The following is a 21,238-nucleotide window of genomic DNA, read 5'->3' on the forward strand; positions in this document are numbered from 1 at the left end:
CGTGTCGGACCGCGAGATCGTCGAGGCGCCCGCCGGGATCCCGCCGGAGGCACCCGTCCCGGTCGAGCCGTTCACGATCCCCGTACCGCGCGACCTGCCGGCCCCGGACGGGGTGCGCCTGCCGGAGACCATCGAGATCCCCCGCGAGGTCGTGGCCCAGCTGCCGCCCGGAATGCGCTGACCCGGAACGCGCCGGCCTCCGGCGATGTCAGCGCGGTGCGGGTTCGCGGCGCCGCACCACGGCGGCGCGGATCGCACGCCATCCGATGAGGAGGACGGCGGTGACGACGCCCGCCACCACCATGAAGCTCCAGTGCGGCACACGCCCGTCGCCGAGACCGCGGATCACCATGCCCACCACCAGCGTGGCCAGCCACAGCAGTACGCCCGACCCGACGGCGGCGGGCGCGCGGCGGGTCGCCAGCAGGATCAGCCACCCCACTGCCAGCCCGATGAGGAACGGCCACGCCGTGCCCCAGACCTGCGTCACGCCGAGCCCCTCGGAGTGCGCGCCCCGGCCGAAGGTGGAGAACACCACCACCAGCGCCGCGTCGAGCGCGATCATCACCGGCACCGCCACTCGACTCACCGTCTCTTCCCCTCCCGCCGCTCGCTCGCGCTGACCGAGCAGGACGCGTCGCCGGCCTCGTCCACGACCCCGTCCTCACGGACGCGCAGCAGCGGGATGGGACCCGAGTCGTGATGCACATGGGGGCGCCACGGTGTGCCCTTGAGCGGCCACATCGCCGAGAGCCCGGCCGGCGGGGCCGCCGCGACGGTCTGCTTCGACGCGGCGGGATACGCCGACGCGGGGGACCGAGAGGGGGACGACGAGGTGTTCTCCCCCGGGTCGTCGGCGTCGTCCGGGTCGGCGTCGGGGTCGAGGTCCACGGCACCCCGGTAGAAGAGGAAGAAGACCACCCATCCGGCCAGGGCGACCAGCACGAAGCTGACGATGCGGTAGACGAACACCGTCGCGAACGCCTGATGCGCACCGAGCCCGCCCGCGGTCAGGGTCGTGATGAGCGCGAACTCCACGGTCCCCAGCCCGCCGGGCGTGATGGGCGCGCTGGCCACGATCTTGCCGGTCACGTAAGCGATGCACAGGCCGCCGATGCTGTGCTGGGCACCGACCGCGTTGGCCGCCGCCCACAGGCAGCCGATGTCGGCGACCCAGTTGAGGAGGGAGAACGCGAAGGCCTTGGACAACTGCGTCTTGGTCAGTTCGACGGCCTCGGCCTGCTCGACGACCTTGCGCACCGCGGCGGCACCGTGGTCGGCGGGTTTGCGACGCCGCGCGTTGATCCACTCGAGGAGGGCCAGGAGCGCCCCCTCGATCCTGTCGGGGTTCCGGGCGGCCCACTGGACCACCACCACGATCCCCACCAGGCCCATGGCAGAAAGCGCCAGCAGGAACGGGTTGGACACCGTCCCCACCAGGAAGAAGCCGAGCAGCGCCAGCAGGACGATGCCGACGGTCGACAGCACGCCGGAGATGACGAGCTGCCACGAGGCGACGACGCGGGTGGCTCCCCACTGCCGGGTCTTGCGGTAGGTCAGGGTGGTGCCGAAGACCTGCCCGCCGGGGATGCTCGTGGAGAACGCGTTGGCGGAGAACACCAGGCCGACGCTGCCCCAGTAGCCCACCCTGACACCGGCGGACTGCAGGAGCAGTTTCTGCACCGAGCCGTAGCTCGACATCGACAGGTAGGAGAACACCAGCGCGGCCGCGACCCAACCCCAGTGCGGGCGGGTGACGGCCTCGAATCCCTCGGCGAAGAACGGCATCTGGCCACGGAGCCAGTAGAGGATGAAGGCCAGGACAGTCAGGGTCGCGATGGCCTTGAACCACGGATTGCCCAGGACCACCCGGATGCGACGCCGCGCCTCGGCGCCCCGCGTGCCCATCATCGATCCACCATATCCAAAGGATCCGACCCGGCCCAGGACCCACACCGCAGGGCCCTGGCGAGCGTCACGCGTCGCGCCCCTGCTGACGTTCCCGCATCAGACGGGCGATCAGGTCGGAGGCGGGGATCTTCCCGTCCTCGGTGATGTCGGGTTCCTCGTCGTACTCGGGGTCACGGACCGGCTCGAACTCCGCCTCCGGCTCGAGCTCTGACTCGGACTGCCACTCCGGCTCCGGCTCGGTTTCCGGTTCGAACTCCGCCTCCGGCTCGAGCTCCTGCTCGAACTCCGCCTCCGGCTCGAGCTCCGGCTCGGCCCCGGGCTCGCGGTCGAGCACGGCCACGGCGGTGGCGGGTCCGGCGACCTCTGTCCGTCCGGCGCCCGCGGAATCCGCGGAGACCCCGGAGTCCGCGGCGGGGACCGGCTCGGCCGCGCCGGTGGTGGCGGGTCGGCCGGTGAGCAGCTCGGGCTCGTCGTCGATCTCCGCCTCGCCGAGGCCGATCCGTTCCTGGACGCGCTTCATCCACCCGGGCGCCCACCAGTTGTCGGTGCCGAGCATCTGCATGACCGCCGGCACGAGCAGCATGCGGATCACGGTGGCGTCGATGATGAGCGCGGCGATCATGCCGAACGCGATGTACTTCATCATCACGATCTCGGAGAACGCGAACGCGCCGGTCACCACGATGAGGATGAGCGCGGCCGAGGTGATGATCCGGCCGGTGTTCGCCACTCCGCTGCGGATGGCCTCCGTCGTCCGAGCGCCCCGCGAGCGTGCTTCGACCATCCGCGAGACCAGGAACACCTCGTAGTCCGTGGACAGCCCGTAGATGATCGCCATGAGCAGCACCACGACCGGCGAGGTGAGCGGGCCGGCCGTGAACCCGAGCAACCCGGACAGGTGCCCGTCGACGAAGATCCAGGTGAGGATGCCGAGGGTGGCACCGAGGCCGAGCAGGTTCATGATCGCGGCCTTGATCGGCAGCACCAGCGACCCGAACGCGAGGAGCATGAGGAGCGTGGTGGCGAGCAGGACGTACAGCACGAACCACGGCAGACCGTCGACCAGGGCCTCGACCGAATCGCGCTCCATGGCGGGGTTGCCGCCGACGTACACCTCGGTGTCGGCGGGGATCGGGAACGACTGCAGATATTCGACGGTGTCGGCGGCGTCGTTCCGGTCGACCACGCCGGTCTGCAACACCACCACGTCGCGGCCCTGCGCGTCCTGCTCGCCCGAACGGGCGAACTGGAACGGACCGGTCAGACCCGGCGCCTCGTTGGCCGCCGAGCGGATCTGCGACAGGGTGCCGCCGTCGGAGCCGATCACCACGAGCTTGACCGGGTCGGTCCGGGTGCCGGGGAAGTTCTCGTCGTACTGCTCCTGCGCGACGCGCGTGGTGTTGTCCGGCGGGAGGTAGGTCTCGTTGATGCCACCGAACTTCACGCCGGAGAACGGGATGATGAGCGCGACCAGCACCACGACGACGGGGATGGCCACGGCCACCGGACGCTTCATGGAGAAGTCGGCGATGCGACCGAACAGGCCGTTCTCCACCTGCTCGCGCGAGCGGTGACGCTGCAGCCGCTTGATGCCCAGCATGTCGATGCGGTGACCGAGCAGCATCAGCACGGCCGGCAGGAGCGTCACCGACAGTGCGGCGGCGAGGATGACGGCGGCGATCGCGCCGTAGGCGACGGACTTGAGGAACGCCTGCGGGAAGATGAGCAGCCCGGACAGGGTCACGCCCACCATGACCGCGGAGAACACCACGGTCCGTCCGGCGGTGGCGACCGCCCGGCGCACCGCCGCGTCCGGTGGGTAGCCCTCGGCCATCTCCTCCCGGAACCGGCTCACCACGAACAGGCCGTAGTCGATCGCCAGGCCGAGGCCGATCAGCGTCACCACGTTCTGGGCAAAGGAGTTCACCGGGGTGACCAGCGACAGCAGGTGCAGCGCCCCGAGCGAACCGAGGATCGTGAGCACGCCCACCGCGACCGGCATGAACGCGGCCACGACACCGCCGAACACCACGATCAGCAGCAGGAACACCAGCGGCAGCGCGATGAGTTCGGCGCGGACCAGGTCGGCGTCCATCCCGTCCTGCAGCGCACCGGCGACCGCCTGCACACCCGCGACGTCGGTCTGGATTCCGTCGAGGGCGATCTCGTCCTCGATCACCCGGAAGTTCTCGAGGATCTCCTCGTCCTCGCCGGCGATCTGGATGGAGGCCACGACGATGCCCTCGTCCCTGTTGACCAGGGCCGGGGACTGGTTGAACACGAAGCTGGTGACGCCGGTGACCTCGTCGGGGTGCTCGGTGCGGATCGACTCGAGCGAGGCGCGGATCGGGTCCTGGAAGGCGGGATCGTCGACCGAGGTGCCCTCGGGTGCGTGGTACGACACCACGACGTCGCCGAGCGCGTCGCGTCCGTACGCCTCCTGCTCGAGCTGTTCGGCGGTCGCCCACCCGCTGTCGGGGTCCTCGAACCCGCCCTGACCGAACGGGTTGCCGAACGCGGTTCCGGCGAGGCTGATGAACGCCATGACGAGAACCGAGCACACCAGGACCAGCACGCGGCGGTGGGCGACGAACCGCCCGAGTGAGTTGAACACCGGGGAACTCCTAGCGCGAGGTGAGCAGGGCCGTGAGCGGCCGCAGCGGCTGCAGCCAGGCACCCTCGTCGGGCAGGTTCTCGAGGCTGACCCGGGGCAGCGGCTCGCGGAACACACCGGGGATGTCCTCGAGGTCGAGGAACGTGATGGTGTCGTGCTGGACGGCCCAGGTGGCGTGCTCGCGGAACCCGATCACCGTGACCGGGATGTCGTGGGCGAGGTCCTCCAGCGGTTCGCGGAACGCCTGACCGTCGGCCGACGCCACCACCACGCCCGCGAGGCGGCCGGAGCCGGCCCGCAGGTCGATGTGCTGGAGCATGTCCTCGTCGACGTCGGAGTCGTCGCTGGTCTTGGGCTTTGCGAACACGGCGAAGCCGACGTTGCGCAGCGCCTCGACCCACGGCCGGACGTTGTCCGAGGTGCCCTGGACGATGTTGGTGAAGACCGTCGCCTCGGCCTCGAGGGTGTCCTCGGTCTGCAGGGACAGGTCGGCGGTGTACCCGAGCAGCCAGCGGCCGAGCGCGTCGAAGCGCGGCCGGTAGATCGCGGTGGGGCGGCCGCCCAGGATGGACCCCAGCCCCATGTCGACGTTGGGCGCGTCCCACACCAGGAGCACCACTCCCGGGGCGTCGGGCGTGACCACGTCCGTCGTGTCGTGGTTGCGCATCTCGTCAGGTGGGGTCATCGCGTCCGCCTCGGTCGTCGTGGTTCGGGGGCTGTGGAGAAGGGGCGTCAGTTCGTACGACGCCAGAGGAATTCGTTGATCACTCGTTCCTCCTGCAGCCCCTTGCCCTCGAACTTCGTCACGGGTCTGTCAAGACTGAACGGTACGTGCCCGAGGTCGGTCGCGGGGTCCAGCCGTCTCAGCGCGGGCTCGGCGTCGCCGGTCTCGCCGATCCACTCGGCGTAGTCGGCGTGGTCCGTGGCCACGTGCAACACGCCGCCGGGCGCCAGGCGTGAGGCGATGAGCTCGAAGGTGCCGGACTGCAGCAGCCGCCGCTTGTGGTGGCGGGCCTTGGGCCAGGGGTCGGGGAAGAACACGCGGACGCCGGTCAGGCTCGCCGGCGCGATCATGTTGGTGAGCACGTCCACGCCGTCGCCGCGGATCATGCGCACGTTCTCGAGCCCCTCGCGCAGGATCATGCCCAGCAGCTGTGCCAGTCCGGGCTGGTAGACCTCCACGGCGATCACGTCGACGTCCGGCTCGGCGGCGGCCATCGCGGCGGTCGAGGTCCCGGTCCCGGACCCGATCTCCACGATCAACGGTGCGCGGCGCCCGAACATCTGCTCCGGGTCCACGGTCTCGTCGGAGACGTTGCGTCCGTAGGTGGGCCAGTGCTCCTCCCAGTTGCGCTGCTGGCCCGGCCGCAGGGTTCCGCGGCGGAACCGGTAGGCCGTCACCCGGGGGAACAGACGGGCACTGTCGTCGGGAGTGACACCGTCGTCCGGGGTCCCGTCAGCCGCCGGGGCGGGGTTCTCGCTCTGGTTCACCCGGCCATCATCCCGTAATCCGTGGTCGGGTTACGAATCCGACCGGGCGTCCCCGTCCCCGCCGCGGGGCCGCCCACCGCGCCGCGCGGGTGACCCTGCCTGGGGGAAGGTCTTGCCGCGGGCAGATCCCCGCGTCACGATTACCGCGTGCCGACCGTGACCCACGACACCGAGCCCCAGGCCCCGGTGCGACCCGAGAGCCCGGATCCCGCCGCGCGCGTCCGGCGCCTGGTCTCCTCCGCCCGGGAACGCTCCGGGCGGTCGGTCGAGCCCGCCACCGGACCGGCCGGGTCCGACCCGGGCGTGCACGGCCCGGTGGAGGAGGCACTCGCGCGCTTCGACGCGCCCGTCGACATCCGGATCCGCGGCGGCCTGGGGTCGGGGCGCCGCACCCTGGCCGCGGCGCTGCGGGCGCGTCGCGGGTGGCGGGCACAGGTCGACGACCTCGACGTGCTCGCCGCTCCCGGCGCGCCGGCCACGACGGCGCCCGATGTGGAGATCGTGTGCCTGCGCACCGCCCCCTGCCGCCACGAGGAGGCGTGGGTGCGGCGCCCGCGCCGGCACGCCCTCTTGGTGGTGGCCACGGGTGTCGGTGGCGGCGGTGACGACGGCAGCGACAGCGGCAGCGGCAGCGACGACGACGACGAGGTCCTGCCGCGGTGGGCCCGTGGGCTGCCCGCCGTGGACGCGCGGGAGCCGGGGCACCGGTCGGTCGACGGCGTCGTGTCCTTTCTCGACCGCGCCCTGGACGCCCTGGCGACGGTCCGGGTGGCCCGTCTCGAGGCGGAACTGGAACGCCTCGCTGTCCACGACGAGGTGGGCGAACTCGCGGAGGCCGCCCTCTGCGTACTCACCGGACCGGGTCCGTCGTGACCGCCGCGCCCGCTCCGTCCCGCGACTCCCCGTCTCGCGACTCCCCGCACCGCGATTCCCCGCCCCGTGACCTGACGATCGCGGTCCTGGGCGCACGGGACTCCGCCGCGCCCGCCGTCGCCGAGGCGCTGACCTCGGCCGCGGCCCCGACCGTCGATGGCGGGGCCCGGATCCGCGTGCTCGTCGACGCGGCACCCGAGGACCGGCCGGACGCCGCTGTCCTCGTCGTCGACGCCGTGTGCCCGGTACGCCCCGACGACGTCGAGGTCGCGCGCGGCGTCGCCGCCCGCCTGCCGCTGGCGGTCGCCCTGGCCGGGCGCGCCGACCAGTGCACCGCCGAGGGCCTGTCGGAGACGGTCGACGTCACCACCCGGCGCCTGGCCGAGGCGGGTGTGACGGCGCCGGTCCACGTGATCGACGACGGTCACCCCGGAGCCCCGGCCGCGCTGCTCGCCGCCGTCGCCGTCCTCGCCTCCGGCGTGCGCCGTCCGCCCACCGCGCCTCCCGCCCCCGGCGGTACACCGCCACCGGACCCGGCCGTCGCGACCGTCGACTGGCTCCTCGCGCGTCGCACCGAGGCCATCACCACCCGCTCCCAGGCACTGCGGCAGGACGTCCAGGCCCTGCGCATGCAGGTCGTCCAGGATCTCCACCGGTCGGTGCGCGACCTCGGCGGACGCGCGCGCGAGGAACTCGCTGCGGCCCCCCGCGCCCGTGTCGACGCGCTGGTCCACCAGCTCGCCGCCGATGCCGACGCCGCGGTGGCCGGCACCATCGCCCGCGCGGACCGCCGCGCCGACGCCCTCGTCGCCCGCCATCTCGGCGCCGCCGCGCCGGCGGGTCCCCGCATCCCCCCGCCCACCAGCGGGATCGCCCCGGGTCGACCGCCGCGCAACACGGGCGAGGAACTGCTCGTCATGGTCATGGGTGCCGCCGGCGGGACCGGGGTGGGGCGCATGCTGCTGTCCCCGCTCGCCGAGATCCCCGGGGTCGCGGCGGTGGTCATCCCGCTCGCCCTCCTGTGCGGTGTGGTGCTGGGGTGGATCACCGTCACCGTCCGCCGCACGCAGGCGCTGCGCACCCACACCGTCGCGGCCGTGGCCGACAGGCTCGCGGCGCTGCGGGCCGATGCCGAGCAGTCACTCGGCTCGAGGATCCTCGCCGCGGAGGCCACCATCACCGACGGCTTCGCCCACGATCCCGGCCCCCGGGTCGCCGACCTCGAACGCCGCATCCGAGCCACCCGCGCGGGACAGACCGCCCCGCCGGCCCCCACGACAGGGAGTCCCTCATGACCGATCCGCTGTTCGGTGCGGACTCCTTCGATCACCACCCGGCGCCCGACGTGTGCGGCCTCCAGGACGCCCCGCTGGCCGAACCCTCGTCGCTGGGACTGCACGTGCCCGTGGGCGAGGACGTCCTCGACCTCGGCTCCCCCGAGGCGGACCTCGACGGGGACGGCTTCATGGAGGCGGTCACCCTCGGCGACGACCGGGGACTGACCGTGTACACCGACGCCGACGGCGACGGCACCGTCGACCACGTCTCGACCGTGCGGTTCGACGGCAGCTACGACTCGTGGCGGCTGGCGAACCCCGCGGAGGGCGTGCCCTTCGGGGGATTCACGAACGAGGCTCGCGGGGACACGACCGGCGACTTCCCGTCGCCCGCTCGTTGGGAACGCATCGACCACGGCCACATCTGACCGGCGACCTGAGGAATCCCTCATGTCCGGGTGTGCAAAGGGGGCTGCGACTGAGCAGTCGACAACGCTTGACGATACTCTGTGACTAACACCATGCACCACGCGCGAGGAGCTGTGATGACCACCACCACCATTCCCGGCCTCGAGGGTCAGGCACCAACCGATCACGCGGAGTTGCTCGCGTGGATCGCCGAGGTCGCCGAGCTCACCCAGCCGGACCGGGTCGTCTTCGCCGACGGCTCCGACGCTGAGTGGGATCGCCTCACGACCGAGATGGTGGAGGCCGGGACCTTCGTCAAGCTCAACGAGGAGAAGAAGCCGAACTCCTTCCTGGCCCAGTCGGACCCGAAGGACGTCGCCCGCGTCGAGTCGCGGACCTTCATCTGCTCGGAGACCGAGGAGGGCGCCGGCCCCACCAACAACTGGCGCGACCCGGCCGAGATGCGCGAGCACATGACCGGACTGTTCCGCGGCAGCATGCGGGGCCGCACGATGTACGTCGTGCCGTACTGCATGGGCCCGCTGGAGGCGGAGGACCCCAAGCTCGGCATCGAGCTGACCGACTCGGCGTACGTGGTGGTCTCGATGAAGATCATGACCCGCATGGGCTCGGCGGCCCTGGCGAAGATCGGCACGGACGGCGAGTACGTCAAGGGCCTGCACTCCGTGGGTGCCCCGCTCGCCGAGGGCGAGCAGGACGTGCCCTGGCCGTGCAACGAGGAGAAGTACATCACCCACTTCCCCGAGACCCGCGAGATCTGGTCGTTCGGGTCCGGCTACGGCGGAAACGCCCTGCTGGGCAAGAAGTGCTTCGCGCTGCGCATCGCCTCCGCCATGGCCCGCGACGAGGGCTGGATGGCCGAGCACATGCTCATCCTCAAGCTCATCTCCCCCGCCGACGAGGTCCACTTCATCGCCGCGGCCTTCCCGTCCGCCTGCGGCAAGACCAACCTCGCGATGCTGCAGCCCACCATCGAGGGCTGGCGCGCGGAGGTCGTGGGTGACGACATCGCGTGGATGCGCTTCGGCGCCGACGGCCGGCTCTACGCCGTCAACCCGGAGTACGGCTTCTTCGGCGTCGCCCCGGGCACCAACTACTCGTCCAACCCCAACGCCATGAAGACGCTGGAGCCGGGCAACGCCATCTACACCAACGTGGCGCTGACCGACGACGGTGACGTGTGGTGGGAGGACCTCGAGGGCACCCCGGACCACCTCATCGACTGGCTGGGCAACGACTGGACCCCGGAGGGCGACGGCAAGGCCGGCAACGCCGCGCACCCCAACTCGCGCTACTGCGTCCCGATCAACCAGTGCCCGGTCACCGCGCCGGAGTTCAACTCGCCCGAGGGCGTGCCGATCTCGGCCATCCTCTTCGGCGGTCGCCGCGCCGACACGGTCCCGCTGGTCAGCGAGGCCTACTCGTGGAACCACGGCGTGTACATCGGCGCGACCCTGTCCTCCGGGCAGACCGCTGCCGCGGAGGGGCAGGTCGGCGCGGTGCGTCGCGACCCCATGGCCATGCTGCCGTTCATGGGCTACAACGTCGGCGAGTACTTCCAGCACTGGGTCGACATGGGCGCCCGGGGCGGCGACAAGATGCCCAAGATCTTCCTCGTCAACTGGTTCCGCAAGGGCGCCGACGGCCGCTTCGTGTGGCCCGGCTTCGGCGAGAACAGCCGCGTGCTCAAGTGGGTCGTGGACCGCATCGAGGGTCGCGTGGAGGGTGACGAGACCGCCGCCGGCATCACCGCCCGCGCCGCGGACATCGACATGACCGGCCTGGACACCCCGATCGAGGACGTCGAGGCCGCCCTGGCCGTCGACCCCGAGGAGTGGCGCCGCGAGCTGCCGCTCATCACCGAGTGGCTCGAGTTCTGCGGACCCAAGGTCCCGGCCGAGGTCCACGAGCAGTTCGCCGCCCTCAAGGAGCGGCTCGGCTGACACCGGCAGCTGCACGGAAAGACCCACGCGGACGGGCCACACCATTCCCCGGTGTGGCCCGTCCGCCTCTACAATCTGGGCGAAGCCCTGTACTACTGCCCTTGTTGATGTCACAGTTACTGGCTGCGCGGGCAACAGCGTTCCCGCCCGGAAGGAGGGGCATGAGAGCCAGCGTGATCGGCCTCATCGCGCTTCCCATCGTGGCGAGCGGCGTCGCAGCAGCCGCCGTGGCCGGCCTCGGGCTCCCCGCCCCGACGTCCGTTCCTGCCGGGCCGACCGCCACCGCCGGGATCACCGGCGAGTCGACGGACGCGTCCCCGGCCGTCGACGAGGAGTACGCGGGCACCGCCATCGAGGGGATCAAGCCGTTCCTCACGGTGATCGACGGCAGGTCGGCCCTGCCCGTACCGGAGCCGATCCCGTCGTTCCTCTCGCTGTTGACGGTGCCCTCCGTGCCGCTGGCACCGCTTCCCCCGCAGGTCGACGGCCGGGTTGCTCCCGCGGACACCGTCGGTCCGCGCGCCGGGCAGGGCCCGGACCGGGTCCGGGACGACCTCGTGCCCCGCGACCCCACGACGGGCCCCGGTCCCGGCTCCGGGGCGGACGACCAGCCGGTGACCTTCGAACCCCACTCCGAGGGCGGGGTCGATCGAGGCGACACGCCTGACGACCGCGGGCCGGGCGGCCGTCCCGCCGTACCGGCGCCCGATGCCGGTCGGCCTCCCGTGTCCGTTCCCGGACCGCCCGCAGCAGGTGGCCCGCTGCCCGGGCCCCCGCCCCACGCCGGAGAGACCGGCCGACCGGCCCATGCCGACGAGACCGGGCCTCCCCCACACGCGGGTCGGTCGCCCGCCGGCGGCGCTCCGGTGCTCGGCCGACCTCCCGTGGGAGACCGTGCCGCGAGCGGGCCGGTAACGACCTCGCAGGGGGCGGGCGCGACGGAGGCGAGCCCGACGGTGTCCAGCCCGAGAGCGTCCGGCGACGACCACCCGATGCCGAGGTGAACCCCTCGAAACGGACGTCGGCCCCGATCCGTTGGTGGCACTCCGCCCGGCTCCGAATCACCCTCGGCATCACGTTGATCACCGCCGCCGTGTTCGCGGCGATGATGGTGTTCACGTTCCAACTGCTGAACCTCAGCACCGAACGGGTGATGGACTCGCGGCTCAACCGGGAGGCCGCCGACTTCACGACCTTCATGACGGCCGGGATCCTGCCGTCCTTCGAGTCGGAGGACCCCACGGTCGAGCAGTTGATCCGGGCGTACCTCGCCCAGCAGTACCCGTCCTCGGAGCTGCTGTTGGTCGGGACGGCCACCGAGTCGGGCACCCAGTTCACGCTCTCCCGGTACGGGTCCGAGGAGGACCAGCTCTTCCCGCCGGCGATACGCTCACAGATCCAACGGATCGGCCTGGTCTCCACCGAGAGTTCGGGGATCCTCGACGGCTCGGTGCGGTGGCGCAAGACCACGGTCGAGAGCCCCGCCGGGCTGGCCAACATCGTCGTCGCCGTCAACGACCGGGGCACTCACCAGGAGACACGGCGCGTCGTGTTCTACATGCGCTGGGCCAGCGCCGGAGGCATGGTCGTCAGTGCGGTACTCGCGTGGTGGATCGCCGGGCGGATGCTCGTGCCGGTGCGCCGTATCCGCGAGGCCGCCGAGACCATCTCCGCCGCCGACCTGTCGAGGCGCGTCCCCTCCGACGGACCCGACGAGATCGTCTCACTCGCCGACACGGTCAACGCCATGCTCGAACGCGTCGAGGAGGCCTACCGGACCCAGCGGGAGTTCCTCGACGATGCCGGGCACGAACTGCGGACGCCCCTGACCGTCGTGCAGGGCAACCTCGACCTCATGCCCGACGACCCCGACGGGCGTGCCGAGGCCACCCGCCTCATGCAGGACGAGCTGTCGCGGATGACCCGCATCGTGGAGGACCTGCTCACCCTCGCCAGGGCCGACCGTCCCGACTTCCTCCGGACCGTCCCGACCGACGTCGCCGAACTCGTGCTGGACGTCGAGGCGAAGATCGACGTGATCGCCGACCGCGACTGGCGGGTGCTCCCCTACGCCGAGGGCGTGGCCCGACTCGACCAGCACCGCATCACGCAGGCCCTCATGCAGTTCTGCTCCAATGCCGTCCGCTTCACCGGACCCGGCGACACCATCGAGATCGGGTGCCGCATCATCGAGCCGGGGGATCCCACCGTGCCCGACGGGTTCGCGGCGGGGCCCGTCACCCCGTCGCCCAAGCGGGAGGACTACCGCCGCCGGCTCCTGTGGTGGGTCCGCGACAGCGGACCGGGGATCCCGCCCGGGGAAGAAGAGAGCATCTTCCAGCGTTTCCACACCGCTCGCGGCCAACTGCGCGACGGCCGGGGCGGCACCGGACTCGGCCTGGCCATCGTCTCCACCATCGCCAAGGCACACGGGGGACGTGCGTTCGCGTTCAACGCCATGGGCGGGGGCGCGGTGTTCTGCATCGTCGTCCCCCTCATCGCGCCGCCACCGGAGAAGCGCCCCCGCGACGACGAGGACGCCGGCGCCGGCCCGGTCGTGTCGGGGGACAGCGGTACGCGCTGATCCCGCCCACGTACCGGACGAACCCGCGGACACGGGACCGGGCAGCGTCCAACTGATGTCTTCCCGTGGGATACTCCGGGTTCGAGAAGGAGGGTTGCATGACGAATGTTCTCGTCGTGGAGGATGACGATCTCATCCGATCGGTGTTGGTGAAGGCACTCGGCGGCGCGGAGTACACCGCACTCGAGGCCGTGGACGGGGAGAGCGCCCAGGCGATCCTGTCGACGATCTCCGACATCGACCTGATGTTGCTCGATATCGGCCTGCCGGACACCGACGGGCTGACCCTCCTCCGCGAGGCCCGCGACCGCGGGTTCGCCGCACCCGTCATCATCCTCACGGCCCGCGACAGTGTGGCGAACACCGTCGAGGGGCTGGAGTCCGGCGCGAACGACTACATGGTCAAGCCCTTCCGCGTGCCCGAGTTGCTCGCCCGCATCCGTCTGCGGCTGCGCGAGCACGAGGCCACCGAGGACCCGGGCATCCTCGAGCACGCGGGCATGCGCCTGGACATCCGCACCCGCCGGGTCGAGGTGGACGGCCGGATCCAGGAGCTGACCAACCGCGAGTACTCGCTGCTCGAGATGCTGCTGCGCAACAAGGGCGAGACCATCAGTCGCGAGCAGCTGCTCGAGAGCGTGTGGGGCATGGACTTCGACCCGGGCTCCAACATCGTCAACGTCTACATCCGTTCCCTGCGTCGCAAGATCGGCGAGAACAAGGTGCAGACCGTCCGCGGCGTCGGTTACCGCGTGGAGTGACACCCGGCCGGTCGGCGCCGCGCCGACGCGTCCGATGTGTGAAGACCCCCGGCCGAGGCCGGGGGTCTTCACATCTGTCGAGGTCTCAGCCCTCGCCGGGCTCCCATCCGAACGGCATGAGCACACTCTGCAGCTCGCAGAAGGCCTCGAGCCCCTCGGGGCCGTTCTCGCGACCCAGGCCCGAGTTCTTGAACCCGCCGAAGGGCGCGCTCGGGTCGAAGGCGTACCAGTTGATGCCCATCGTGCCGGTGCGCACCCGCTGGGCCACGGCGAGCGCGGCGTCCGGGTCTGCGGAGTACACGGCCCCGGCCAGGCCGTACTCGGAGTCGTTGGCGATCTGCACTGCCTCGTCGACCGTGTCGTAGGCGATGACCTGCAGGACCGGCCCGAAGATCTCCTCCTGGGCGATGGTCATGGAGTTGTCGACGTCCCGGAAGACGGTCGGCTGCACGTAGGCGCCCTCGGCGACACCCTCGGGCAGTCCCTCGACCGTGCCGCCCCCGTAGGCGATGGTCGCGCCCTCCTCGACGCCCTTGCGGATGTAGCCCTCGACGGACGCCTTCTGCTTGTGGTTGGCCAGCGGGCCGAAGGCGGTGCCGTCGTCGGCCGGGTCACCCACGGGCATGGCCTTGACGTTCTCCACCAGCGCCTCGACGACCTCGTCGTACCTCGACCGCGGCGCGAGGATGCGGTTCTGGGACACGCACGCCTGCCCGGAGTTCATCAGGGCGGAGAAGACCATGGTGCCGGCGTTGGCGGCGATGTCGGCGTCCTCGAGCACGATGGCGGCGCTCTTGCCCCCCAGCTCCAGCGAGCAGCGCGTGAGGCTCTGGGCGGCGATCCCGGCGATGTGCTTGCCGACCCCGGTCGAGCCGGTGAACGAGATCTTGTCGACGTCCGCGTGGGAGACCAGGTGGTCGCCCACGGAGCTGGGGCCGGTCACCACGGACAGCACGCCCTCGGGCAGCCCGGCCTCACGGAACAGGTCGGCCAGCCACAGCGCGGACAGCGGTGTGGCCGACGACGGCTTGAGGATCACCGAGCTGCCGGACAGCAACGCGGGGGCCAGCTTGGCGGTGTTGAGGTAGAGCGGGACATTCCAGGCCGTGATGGCGGCGACGACGCCGACGGGGTGGCGGGTGATGACCGACGCGCCGAAGTCGCCGTGGCGCACCTCGGACCACGGGAAGGTCTCGGCCAGGCGGGCGTAGTAGCGCAGCACACCCAGGGTCGGCGTCACCTGGATCATCGCGGCGGTGCCGGGCGGGGTGCCCATCTCGTCGGAGAGGATCTGGCACACCTCGGCCTGGCGCTCCTCGAGCATGTCGGCCACGCGGGCCAGCAGGGCGCCGCGCTCGGCGGGCGGGGCGGAGCGCCACACGCCGGACTCGAACGAGTCGCGCGCCTGGCTGATCATCTCGTCCAGGTCCTCGGTGGTGGTCTCGGCGACCCGACCCACGACCGCGTTGGTGGCGGGCGAGGTCACCTCGAGGACGCCGGTGGTGATGGGATCGGTCCAGCGGGTGCCGGAGAAGAGCTTGTCATGGACGACGACCACGGGGACCTCCGAGAGGTAGAAAACAAGAACGTGTTCCACCTCACTGTAGCGAGTCCACGGCGCCCTGTGGGGCAGCTACCCGGCCCGCATCACCAGCACGAGGTTGGACACCAGGACCTCCCTGACCAGCGGCACGCGCACCATCCACCACGCCCACCGCGGGTGGTAGCGCGGGAACGCCGCGACCAGTTCGGCCGATCCGGTCTGGCGTGCCCAGTCGAGCCCCTCGGCGCAGCCCACCTCGAACAGGGACTCGCCGTAGACGTTCTTGGGCGGCCGGCCGTGGCGACGCTCGTACATCCGCCGCGCCCGCTCGCCACCGAGGTAGTGGGTGGGTCCCATCTCGTGGCCGCCGAAGGGTCCGTACCAGAGCGTGTAGGAGACGACGACGAGGCCGCCCGGTCGCGTGACCCGGCACATCTCCTCGGCCATCGTCCAGGGCTCGGGGACGTGTTCGGCCACATTGGACGAGATGCAGACGTCGACGGCGTCCGACCTGATCGGCAGCGACATGCCGCTGCCGCGGATCGAGCCCGCCTGGTCCAGGCCCGCGGCCGACATCTCGCCGACGTCCGGCTCGACCGACACGTACCGCGCCCCCTCGGCGGCGTAGGCATCCGAGAAGTAGCCCGGCCCGCCGCCGACGTCCAGCACCGTGAGCCCCGGCAGCCTGCCGGTGCCCGGCCCGGTGCCCGGCTCGGCCGCCCGGTCCCCCGAGCGCTCCCACAGGTCGGCCACCAGTTCCACCGTGTCGTGGGCCAGGCCGGAGTAGAAGACGTCCGGGTCGGACTGCTCGAGCGGGAACGAGCGCAGTAGTCCGAGCGACCGCCCGAGGGTGGCGCGGCGGGCCACCGAACGCAGTGCGGTCGAGCGGTGGAGCGGGTCGGTGATCACGGCGGTGACGATACCGGCGGCAGCGCTGACCACCCCGTCGGCGGTCCCGACGCCCGCGTACAGTGTCCGCGTGGCTCGTATCCTGCTGCTGTGCTGGCGCGACAGCACCCATCCCCAGGGCGGTGGCAGCGAACGCTACCTCGAACACGTCGCCGACGGCCTCGCCGACGCCGGGCACACCGTCATCTACCGGACCTCACGCTCGCGGGGTGCGGCCCGCTCCACCACGACCGGGTCCGGGGTGACGTTCAGCCGGGCCGGTGGGCGCTTCACGGTCTACCCGCGCGCCCTGCTGGCCATCCTGTTCGGCAGGGTCGGACTGGGGCCGCTCGGCTCGCTACGGCGGCCCGACGTCGTCGTCGACACCCAGAACGGCGTCCCCTTCTTCTCCCGCCTGGCCACCACGGCGCCCGTCGTGGTCCTGGTCCACCACATCCACCGCGAGCAGTGGCCGGTCGCCGGGTGGCTCGTCGCGCGGATCGGCTGGTGGATCGAGTCGCGACTGTCCCCGTGGGTGCACCGGCGCAGCCAGTACGTCACCGTGTCGCTGCCGTCCGCCGACGAGCTCGCCGGGCTCGGCGTGGACCCCGCGCGCATCGCCGTGGTGCGCAACGGACTCGACCCGCTCCCGGCGGACGTCGAGCCGGGCGAGCCGGCCGCGCACGAGGGCCCCGGCACTGACACCGACACCGCCGCCCCGCGGCTGGTCGTGTTGTCCCGGCTGGTGCCGCACAAGCACGTCGAGGACGCCCTCGACGTGGTCGCCACCCTGCGCGCGAGCAGGCCCGGCCTGGTGCTGGACGTCATCGGCAGCGGCTGGTGGTCCGACCGACTGCGTGAGTACGCCGCCGAGCGCGGGCTCCTCGACCCGGACGGCCCGGACACCGGCGCGGTCCGGTTCCACGGGCACGTCGACGAGTCCACCAAGCACCGCATCCTCGCCGGGGCCACACTGCACCTCATGCCCTCCCGCAAGGAGGGCTGGGGCCTGGCGGTGTCCGAGGCCGCCCAGCACGGGGTGCCCACCGTCGGCTACCACCACGCCGCGGGACTACGGGACTCGATCGACGACGGCGAGACGGGCCTCCTCGTGGACGATGTCGCGGCCATGACCCTGGCCACCGATCGCCTCCTGGCGGACCCCGACCTGCGGGGACGCATGGGTGAGGCCGCCCGCCGCAAGGCTGTGGGACTGTCCTGGCCCGCCACCGGAGCGGCGATGGCGCAGGTCCTCCGGGCGGTCACCGAGGGCCGGCGCGTGAGCGGTGTGATCAGCGGCCGGGCCGGCTGACCGGACCTCCCGCGGCGTACGCGTCCCGGCGCGCCGTGGTGGTCGCGGTGGAGACGCTGGCAACGGCCACGGCGAGGGCGAGCGTGAGCAGCCACAGCGCGTGCGCCGCCAGCACCCATCCGCGGGCCGACGCCGGAGCCGCGGGCTCGGCGGTGGCCTCCCATCGGGCATCCGCCCCACCCGGCCCGTTCGGCGCGGCCAGCTCGTGCAGGACGAGTTCGGAGCCGGTGAACCTCGTCGTCGTCGACTCCGGCGGTGTCCCGGCCAGCGTCCGCGCCGCCCGCCCGCGCGGGCCGGCGGACGTGCGCTCGTCGAGCACCCACCGCACCCCCAGTCCGGCCAGGACGCTCGGATCGTCCCCTCGCAGCAGCGCCTCGGTGGCCCGCCTCGCGCGATCACCCTCGCCCGGCACCGCGGCCGCGTCGTCGCCGGCAGCCCCGCCGACGACCAGGTCTCCGGGCACCAGCACGCGGGTGTCGAGCAGTCGGGGCGCCGGATCGAGCACCGCCGCGCCGCCCGCCCACAACGGCGTCGAGCGGAAGGACCCCGCCGGCAGGACCAGCAGGTCACCGGGCCTCCCGTCGACGATCCGCGCCACCTGCTCCCAGTCCTGGCCGTAGGTGACCGGCCGCAGCTGGTCCCACAGGGCGCGCGGGGCGTCGGGGACGGCGGCGACGGCCACCGCCGTGAGCAGCAGGCCCGCCCCGGCCGGTCGGAGTCGCCCGGCCAGCTCGCGGGCGGCGAAGGCCAGCGCCAGCACGGTCGCCGGGAGCGCCAGTGCGACGAACTTCTGGGTGTCGCGCAGCAGACCCGCGCCGGGGACCGCGGCGACGACGGTCTCCAGCGCGGCCAGGCCCGGCCCCGTCGCGGCGGCCGCCACCAGCAGCCACGTCCCGACCGCCAGCGGTACCGTCGCCCGCACCACCGGATCGCGGCGCGCCCGCCACACCCCGCGCGCCGCCACCGCCCACACGACGAGCAGCAGCACGAGCGCCACGGCCGACCACCACGTGGCCCGCGACGGCGGCACCGCCTCCGAGTTCCAGATTCCGCCCAGGGCGACCACGGACCCGAAGGTGCCGATGCCGGGCTCGGCGCGGGCGGCGAACGCGCTCACGCCCGTGCCGGCGGTCGGCGCGGTGCCGGTCCCGGCCGGGGCGAGTGCGGTCGCGAGCAGCCACGGCAGCGCGGTGACCACGGCCGTGGCGACCAACGCCAGCGCTGCACAGACGCGCCGGCCCGGCCGCGCGGCGGGACCCGCACTATCACCGGCACTGTCACCGCCACCCGCACCGCCGCTGAACAGCGACACCGCCGCGGCGACGACCGCGAGGACCCAGCCCGTCGGCGTGAGCCCCGCCGCGGCCAGCGCCGCGCACGCCGCCGCCACCCGGCGCCGACCGGGCGCGCCACCGAGGGCGCCACCGAGGGCGCCGGAGGAGGCCAACAACACCGGCATCGACATCACCGCCGCCGTCCCGGCCAGCACGGACCAGTGCCCCTGCAGCAGCCGCTCCACCACGAACGGGTTCCACACCGCCCCCACCACGGCGGGCAGGCGCAGCCAGAGCCCGGACAGCCCCGCGGCCGCGTCGCCGGGCAGGACCCGGCGCACCAGCGCCCCCGCCGCCACCGCCAACCAGATGCAGAACACGGCGGTGAGAACGCCGGTCAGCGGCCACACCGGCAACCCCACCGCCTGCAGCGCGCGGGTCGCCCACACCACCGCCACGTCCTGGGGCACCGCCCGCGCCGCCGACTCCCCCAGCCCGAGCGCGGCGTCCGACAGGGGCGGTGTCGGCGTGGCCACCCAGTCCCTGAGCAGGGGGAACCCGGGCCGCGCCACCCCCGCCAGCAGCAGGGCGGTCACCACCGCCCCCACGGCCGCGTCCACCGCAGCGTCCCTCCCGGTGGATCGCAAGGTCACGCGACGGGAACCGACAGCGGACGACATGCGCTCATTCCACCACGCCCGCGCGCGGGGCCCGCCGCCACCGCGCGGCCGCGCCGCCGGCGGCCAGCCACCGGGCCACCGCGGCGGCCCCCTACGATTCCCGGTGTGGACCATCAGGCGCGCGAGGCGGCACCGGGCTCCGCCACCAGGCGCTTCCTGACCGGCGCGGGGGCGGTGACGGCCGGGTCGATGCTGGCCAACATCGCCGCCTACCTGCTGCACCTGCCGGCCTCCCGGTGGTTGGGGCCCGAGGGCTACGGCGCCTTCGCCGCCCTGCTGTCCGCGCAGCTGCTGGTCGCCGTTCCGTCACTGGCGTTGCAGGCGGTCGTCGCCCGCGACCACGTACGCGGAGTACCGGACGAGGTCCTGCGCTCGCTCGGCCGGCGGGTCGCGCTCCTGGTCGCGGTGGTCGCCGCAGTGGCGGTCGTCCCGGTGTCGCTACTGCTGGACACCCCCGTCCTGGCCACCGCCGCCGCGCTGGCCCCCGGCCCGGTGCTCTGTCTGCTCACCACCGAACAGGGCGTGCTGCAGGGCGCCGAACGGTTCCGCGCCCTCGGTGGAGTGCTCGCCCTGGCCGGCGCCGGCAAGGTGGTGCCGGCCGTCGCGGTCCTCGCCGCGGGCGGGGGCGTGGGACTCGCGCTCGCGGCCGGGGCCGTCGGCGTGACGGTGGCCTGGCTGGTGGCGGGGTGGATCTCGACACTCGGGCCCGGGGCGTGGCGACCGCCGACCGGGACCTCCTCGACCTCACCCGGCGTCGCGGCGGTGCTCGCGGCCGGTCAGGTGCAGCTCGTGATGATGGCCCTGACCTCCGTCGACCTGCTCCTCGCACGTGCCCTGCTGTCCCCGGGGGACGCCGGCCGCTACGCGCTCGGGGCGGTCGCCGCCAAGGCCGCGTTCTGGCTACCGCAGGCCGTGGGCACGGTGCTCTACCCGAGGATGGCCGATCCGGCGGGGCACCGGGGGGCGGTCCGTTCCGCGGTGGGTGTCCTGCTGGGTATCGGCGCCGTCGTGGTGGTCGGTGCCGCGGCGGCCGCCCCGCTCGTGCCGGTGGTCGTCGGCGAGGACTACCGGCCCGTGGCCGGCCTGCTGTGGGCGTTCGCCGCCCTAGGCGTGACACTGAGCGTGCTGCAGGCGTTCCTGCTGGCGAGCATCGCCTCCGACCGGACGGTGGAGGCCGCGATCGCCTGGTGCGGTCTGGTGCTCACCGCCGTCGCGGTGTGGTTCGCGCCCCGCGACGTCGAGGGCGTCCTGGGCGCGACGCTCGTCGCGGTCGCCCTCACCACGGTCGCCGCCGGCTGGCGGGCGCTCCGCGTGCGCCCCGCCTGAAGCGAGGGCCCCGAGCGGGCCGCGCCCTCGAGCCGAGCCACGTCGCCTATCCGTTGGCGACTCACCTACCGGATCCGCTAGGTGGCGCGTGATCCGATAGGCGAAGCGGCTGGCGGAGCGGCTGGCGGAGCGGGATCGCCGAGGCCGGCTGCGGGTTCGCAGCGCCCGATCCGAGGGACAGATCGCGGGAGCCGGGCGGCTGGTGTCCCCGACGGTCGCGCGGCGGTCGCGGTCGGCTGCGCGGCGGTCGCGGGTCCGTCACCCAACGAGAAGAGCGTTCCGCACACTCCCACTCGGGTGTCGTGTGCGGAACGCTCTTGGCGATACTCCGG

Annotated in this window: 17 protein-coding genes and 1 pseudogene; 10 read left to right on the forward strand and 8 right to left on the reverse strand. The window is 72.7% G+C overall.

Annotated elements, in window-relative coordinates; all coding sequences use genetic code 11:
* Positions 1–181, forward strand: a pseudogene (locus J1M64_RS04265) (hypothetical protein); the annotation flags it as partial.
* A gap of 27 nt (positions 182–208) precedes the next feature.
* Here the strand turns inward: J1M64_RS04265 and J1M64_RS04270 are convergent.
* The 5 genes from J1M64_RS04270 to trmB all read right to left on the reverse strand — a co-directional run bounded on the left by J1M64_RS04270 (position 209) and on the right by trmB (position 6,016).
* Positions 209–580: a DUF3054 domain-containing protein gene (locus J1M64_RS04270; protein ID WP_082923893.1), complete on the reverse strand. Its 372-nt coding sequence runs from the start codon at positions 578–580 to the stop codon at positions 209–211.
* A 5-nt stretch (positions 581–585) separates the two neighbouring features.
* Positions 586–1,911 (reverse strand): YbhN family protein, encoded by a 1,326-nt coding sequence (locus tag J1M64_RS04275; protein ID WP_096906652.1) that lies wholly within the window; start codon positions 1,909–1,911, stop codon positions 586–588.
* Between the two features lie 64 nt (positions 1,912–1,975).
* Positions 1,976–4,525, reverse strand: a complete 2,550-nt coding sequence (locus J1M64_RS04280) for an MMPL family transporter (protein ID WP_163376240.1) — start codon at positions 4,523–4,525, stop codon at positions 1,976–1,978.
* A 10-nt stretch (positions 4,526–4,535) separates the two neighbouring features.
* Positions 4,536–5,210 (reverse strand): NYN domain-containing protein, encoded by a 675-nt coding sequence (locus J1M64_RS04285; protein ID WP_096906650.1) that lies wholly within the window; start codon positions 5,208–5,210, stop codon positions 4,536–4,538.
* 47 nt (positions 5,211–5,257) lie between these two features.
* Entirely contained in the window at positions 5,258–6,016 is a 759-nt protein-coding gene (trmB, locus tag J1M64_RS04290) for a tRNA (guanosine(46)-N7)-methyltransferase TrmB (RefSeq protein WP_163376239.1), read from the reverse strand.
* Between the two features lie 147 nt (positions 6,017–6,163).
* Here trmB and J1M64_RS04295 point away from each other — a divergent pair, with 147 nt between their 5' ends.
* From J1M64_RS04295 to J1M64_RS04325, 7 genes are all read left to right on the forward strand, one after another.
* Entirely contained in the window at positions 6,164–6,889 is a 726-nt protein-coding gene (locus tag J1M64_RS04295) for a hypothetical protein (RefSeq protein WP_163376238.1), read from the forward strand.
* Positions 6,886–8,184, forward strand: coding sequence for a hypothetical protein (locus tag J1M64_RS04300; protein ID WP_240341368.1), 1,299 nt, complete (start codon positions 6,886–6,888; stop codon positions 8,182–8,184). The genes J1M64_RS04295 and J1M64_RS04300 overlap by 4 nt, the downstream gene beginning before the upstream one ends.
* Positions 8,181–8,594 (forward strand): DUF6802 family protein, encoded by a 414-nt coding sequence (locus J1M64_RS04305; protein ID WP_069389409.1) that lies wholly within the window; start codon positions 8,181–8,183, stop codon positions 8,592–8,594. Before J1M64_RS04300 ends, J1M64_RS04305 begins: the two co-directional genes overlap by 4 nt.
* A 117-nt stretch (positions 8,595–8,711) precedes the next feature.
* The gene (locus tag J1M64_RS04310) at positions 8,712–10,538 is read left to right on the forward strand and encodes a phosphoenolpyruvate carboxykinase (GTP) (protein ID WP_096906647.1); all 1,827 of its coding nucleotides are present in this window, start codon (positions 8,712–8,714) and stop codon (positions 10,536–10,538) included.
* A 161-nt stretch (positions 10,539–10,699) separates the two neighbouring features.
* Positions 10,700–11,542 (forward strand): hypothetical protein, encoded by an 843-nt coding sequence (locus J1M64_RS04315; RefSeq protein WP_206473047.1) that lies wholly within the window; start codon positions 10,700–10,702, stop codon positions 11,540–11,542.
* Complete coding sequence (locus J1M64_RS20315) at positions 11,539–13,122, forward strand: ATP-binding protein (RefSeq protein WP_206473049.1); 1,584 nt, start codon at positions 11,539–11,541, stop codon at positions 13,120–13,122. Before J1M64_RS04315 ends, J1M64_RS20315 begins: the two co-directional genes overlap by 4 nt.
* A 98-nt stretch (positions 13,123–13,220) precedes the next feature.
* On the forward strand, positions 13,221–13,883 hold the full coding sequence (locus J1M64_RS04325; protein ID WP_067715955.1) for a response regulator transcription factor: 663 nt from the start codon (positions 13,221–13,223) through the stop codon (positions 13,881–13,883).
* An 85-nt stretch (positions 13,884–13,968) separates the two neighbouring features.
* On the opposite strand, the gene J1M64_RS04330 is transcribed toward J1M64_RS04325, so the two are convergent.
* Together J1M64_RS04330 and J1M64_RS04335 are read right to left on the reverse strand one after the other, a co-directional pair.
* Entirely contained in the window at positions 13,969–15,480 is a 1,512-nt protein-coding gene (locus J1M64_RS04330; RefSeq protein WP_307872367.1) for an aldehyde dehydrogenase, read from the reverse strand.
* Positions 15,481–15,516: 36 nt separating this feature from the next.
* Positions 15,517–16,335 (reverse strand): class I SAM-dependent methyltransferase, encoded by an 819-nt coding sequence (locus J1M64_RS04335; protein WP_206473051.1) that lies wholly within the window; start codon positions 16,333–16,335, stop codon positions 15,517–15,519.
* A gap of 70 nt (positions 16,336–16,405) precedes the next feature.
* Here J1M64_RS04335 and J1M64_RS04340 point away from each other — a divergent pair, with 70 nt between their 5' ends.
* Positions 16,406–17,626, forward strand: coding sequence for a glycosyltransferase family 4 protein (locus J1M64_RS04340; RefSeq protein ID WP_206473053.1), 1,221 nt, complete (start codon positions 16,406–16,408; stop codon positions 17,624–17,626).
* On the opposite strand, the gene J1M64_RS04345 is transcribed toward J1M64_RS04340, so the two are convergent.
* Positions 17,607–19,580 (reverse strand): hypothetical protein, encoded by a 1,974-nt coding sequence (locus J1M64_RS04345; protein WP_163376234.1) that lies wholly within the window; start codon positions 19,578–19,580, stop codon positions 17,607–17,609. The genes J1M64_RS04340 and J1M64_RS04345 overlap by 20 nt on opposite strands.
* Before the next feature lie 105 nt (positions 19,581–19,685).
* Here J1M64_RS04345 and J1M64_RS04350 point away from each other — a divergent pair, with 105 nt between their 5' ends.
* Positions 19,686–20,906, forward strand: coding sequence for a polysaccharide biosynthesis protein (locus J1M64_RS04350; RefSeq protein WP_206473055.1), 1,221 nt, complete (start codon positions 19,686–19,688; stop codon positions 20,904–20,906).
* The last annotated feature ends 332 nt before the right edge of the window (positions 20,907–21,238 follow it).

It is taken from the genome of Dietzia sp. KRD202 (genome assembly GCF_017168155.1).
Taxonomy (GTDB): domain Bacteria; phylum Actinomycetota; class Actinomycetes; order Mycobacteriales; family Mycobacteriaceae; genus Dietzia; species Dietzia kunjamensis.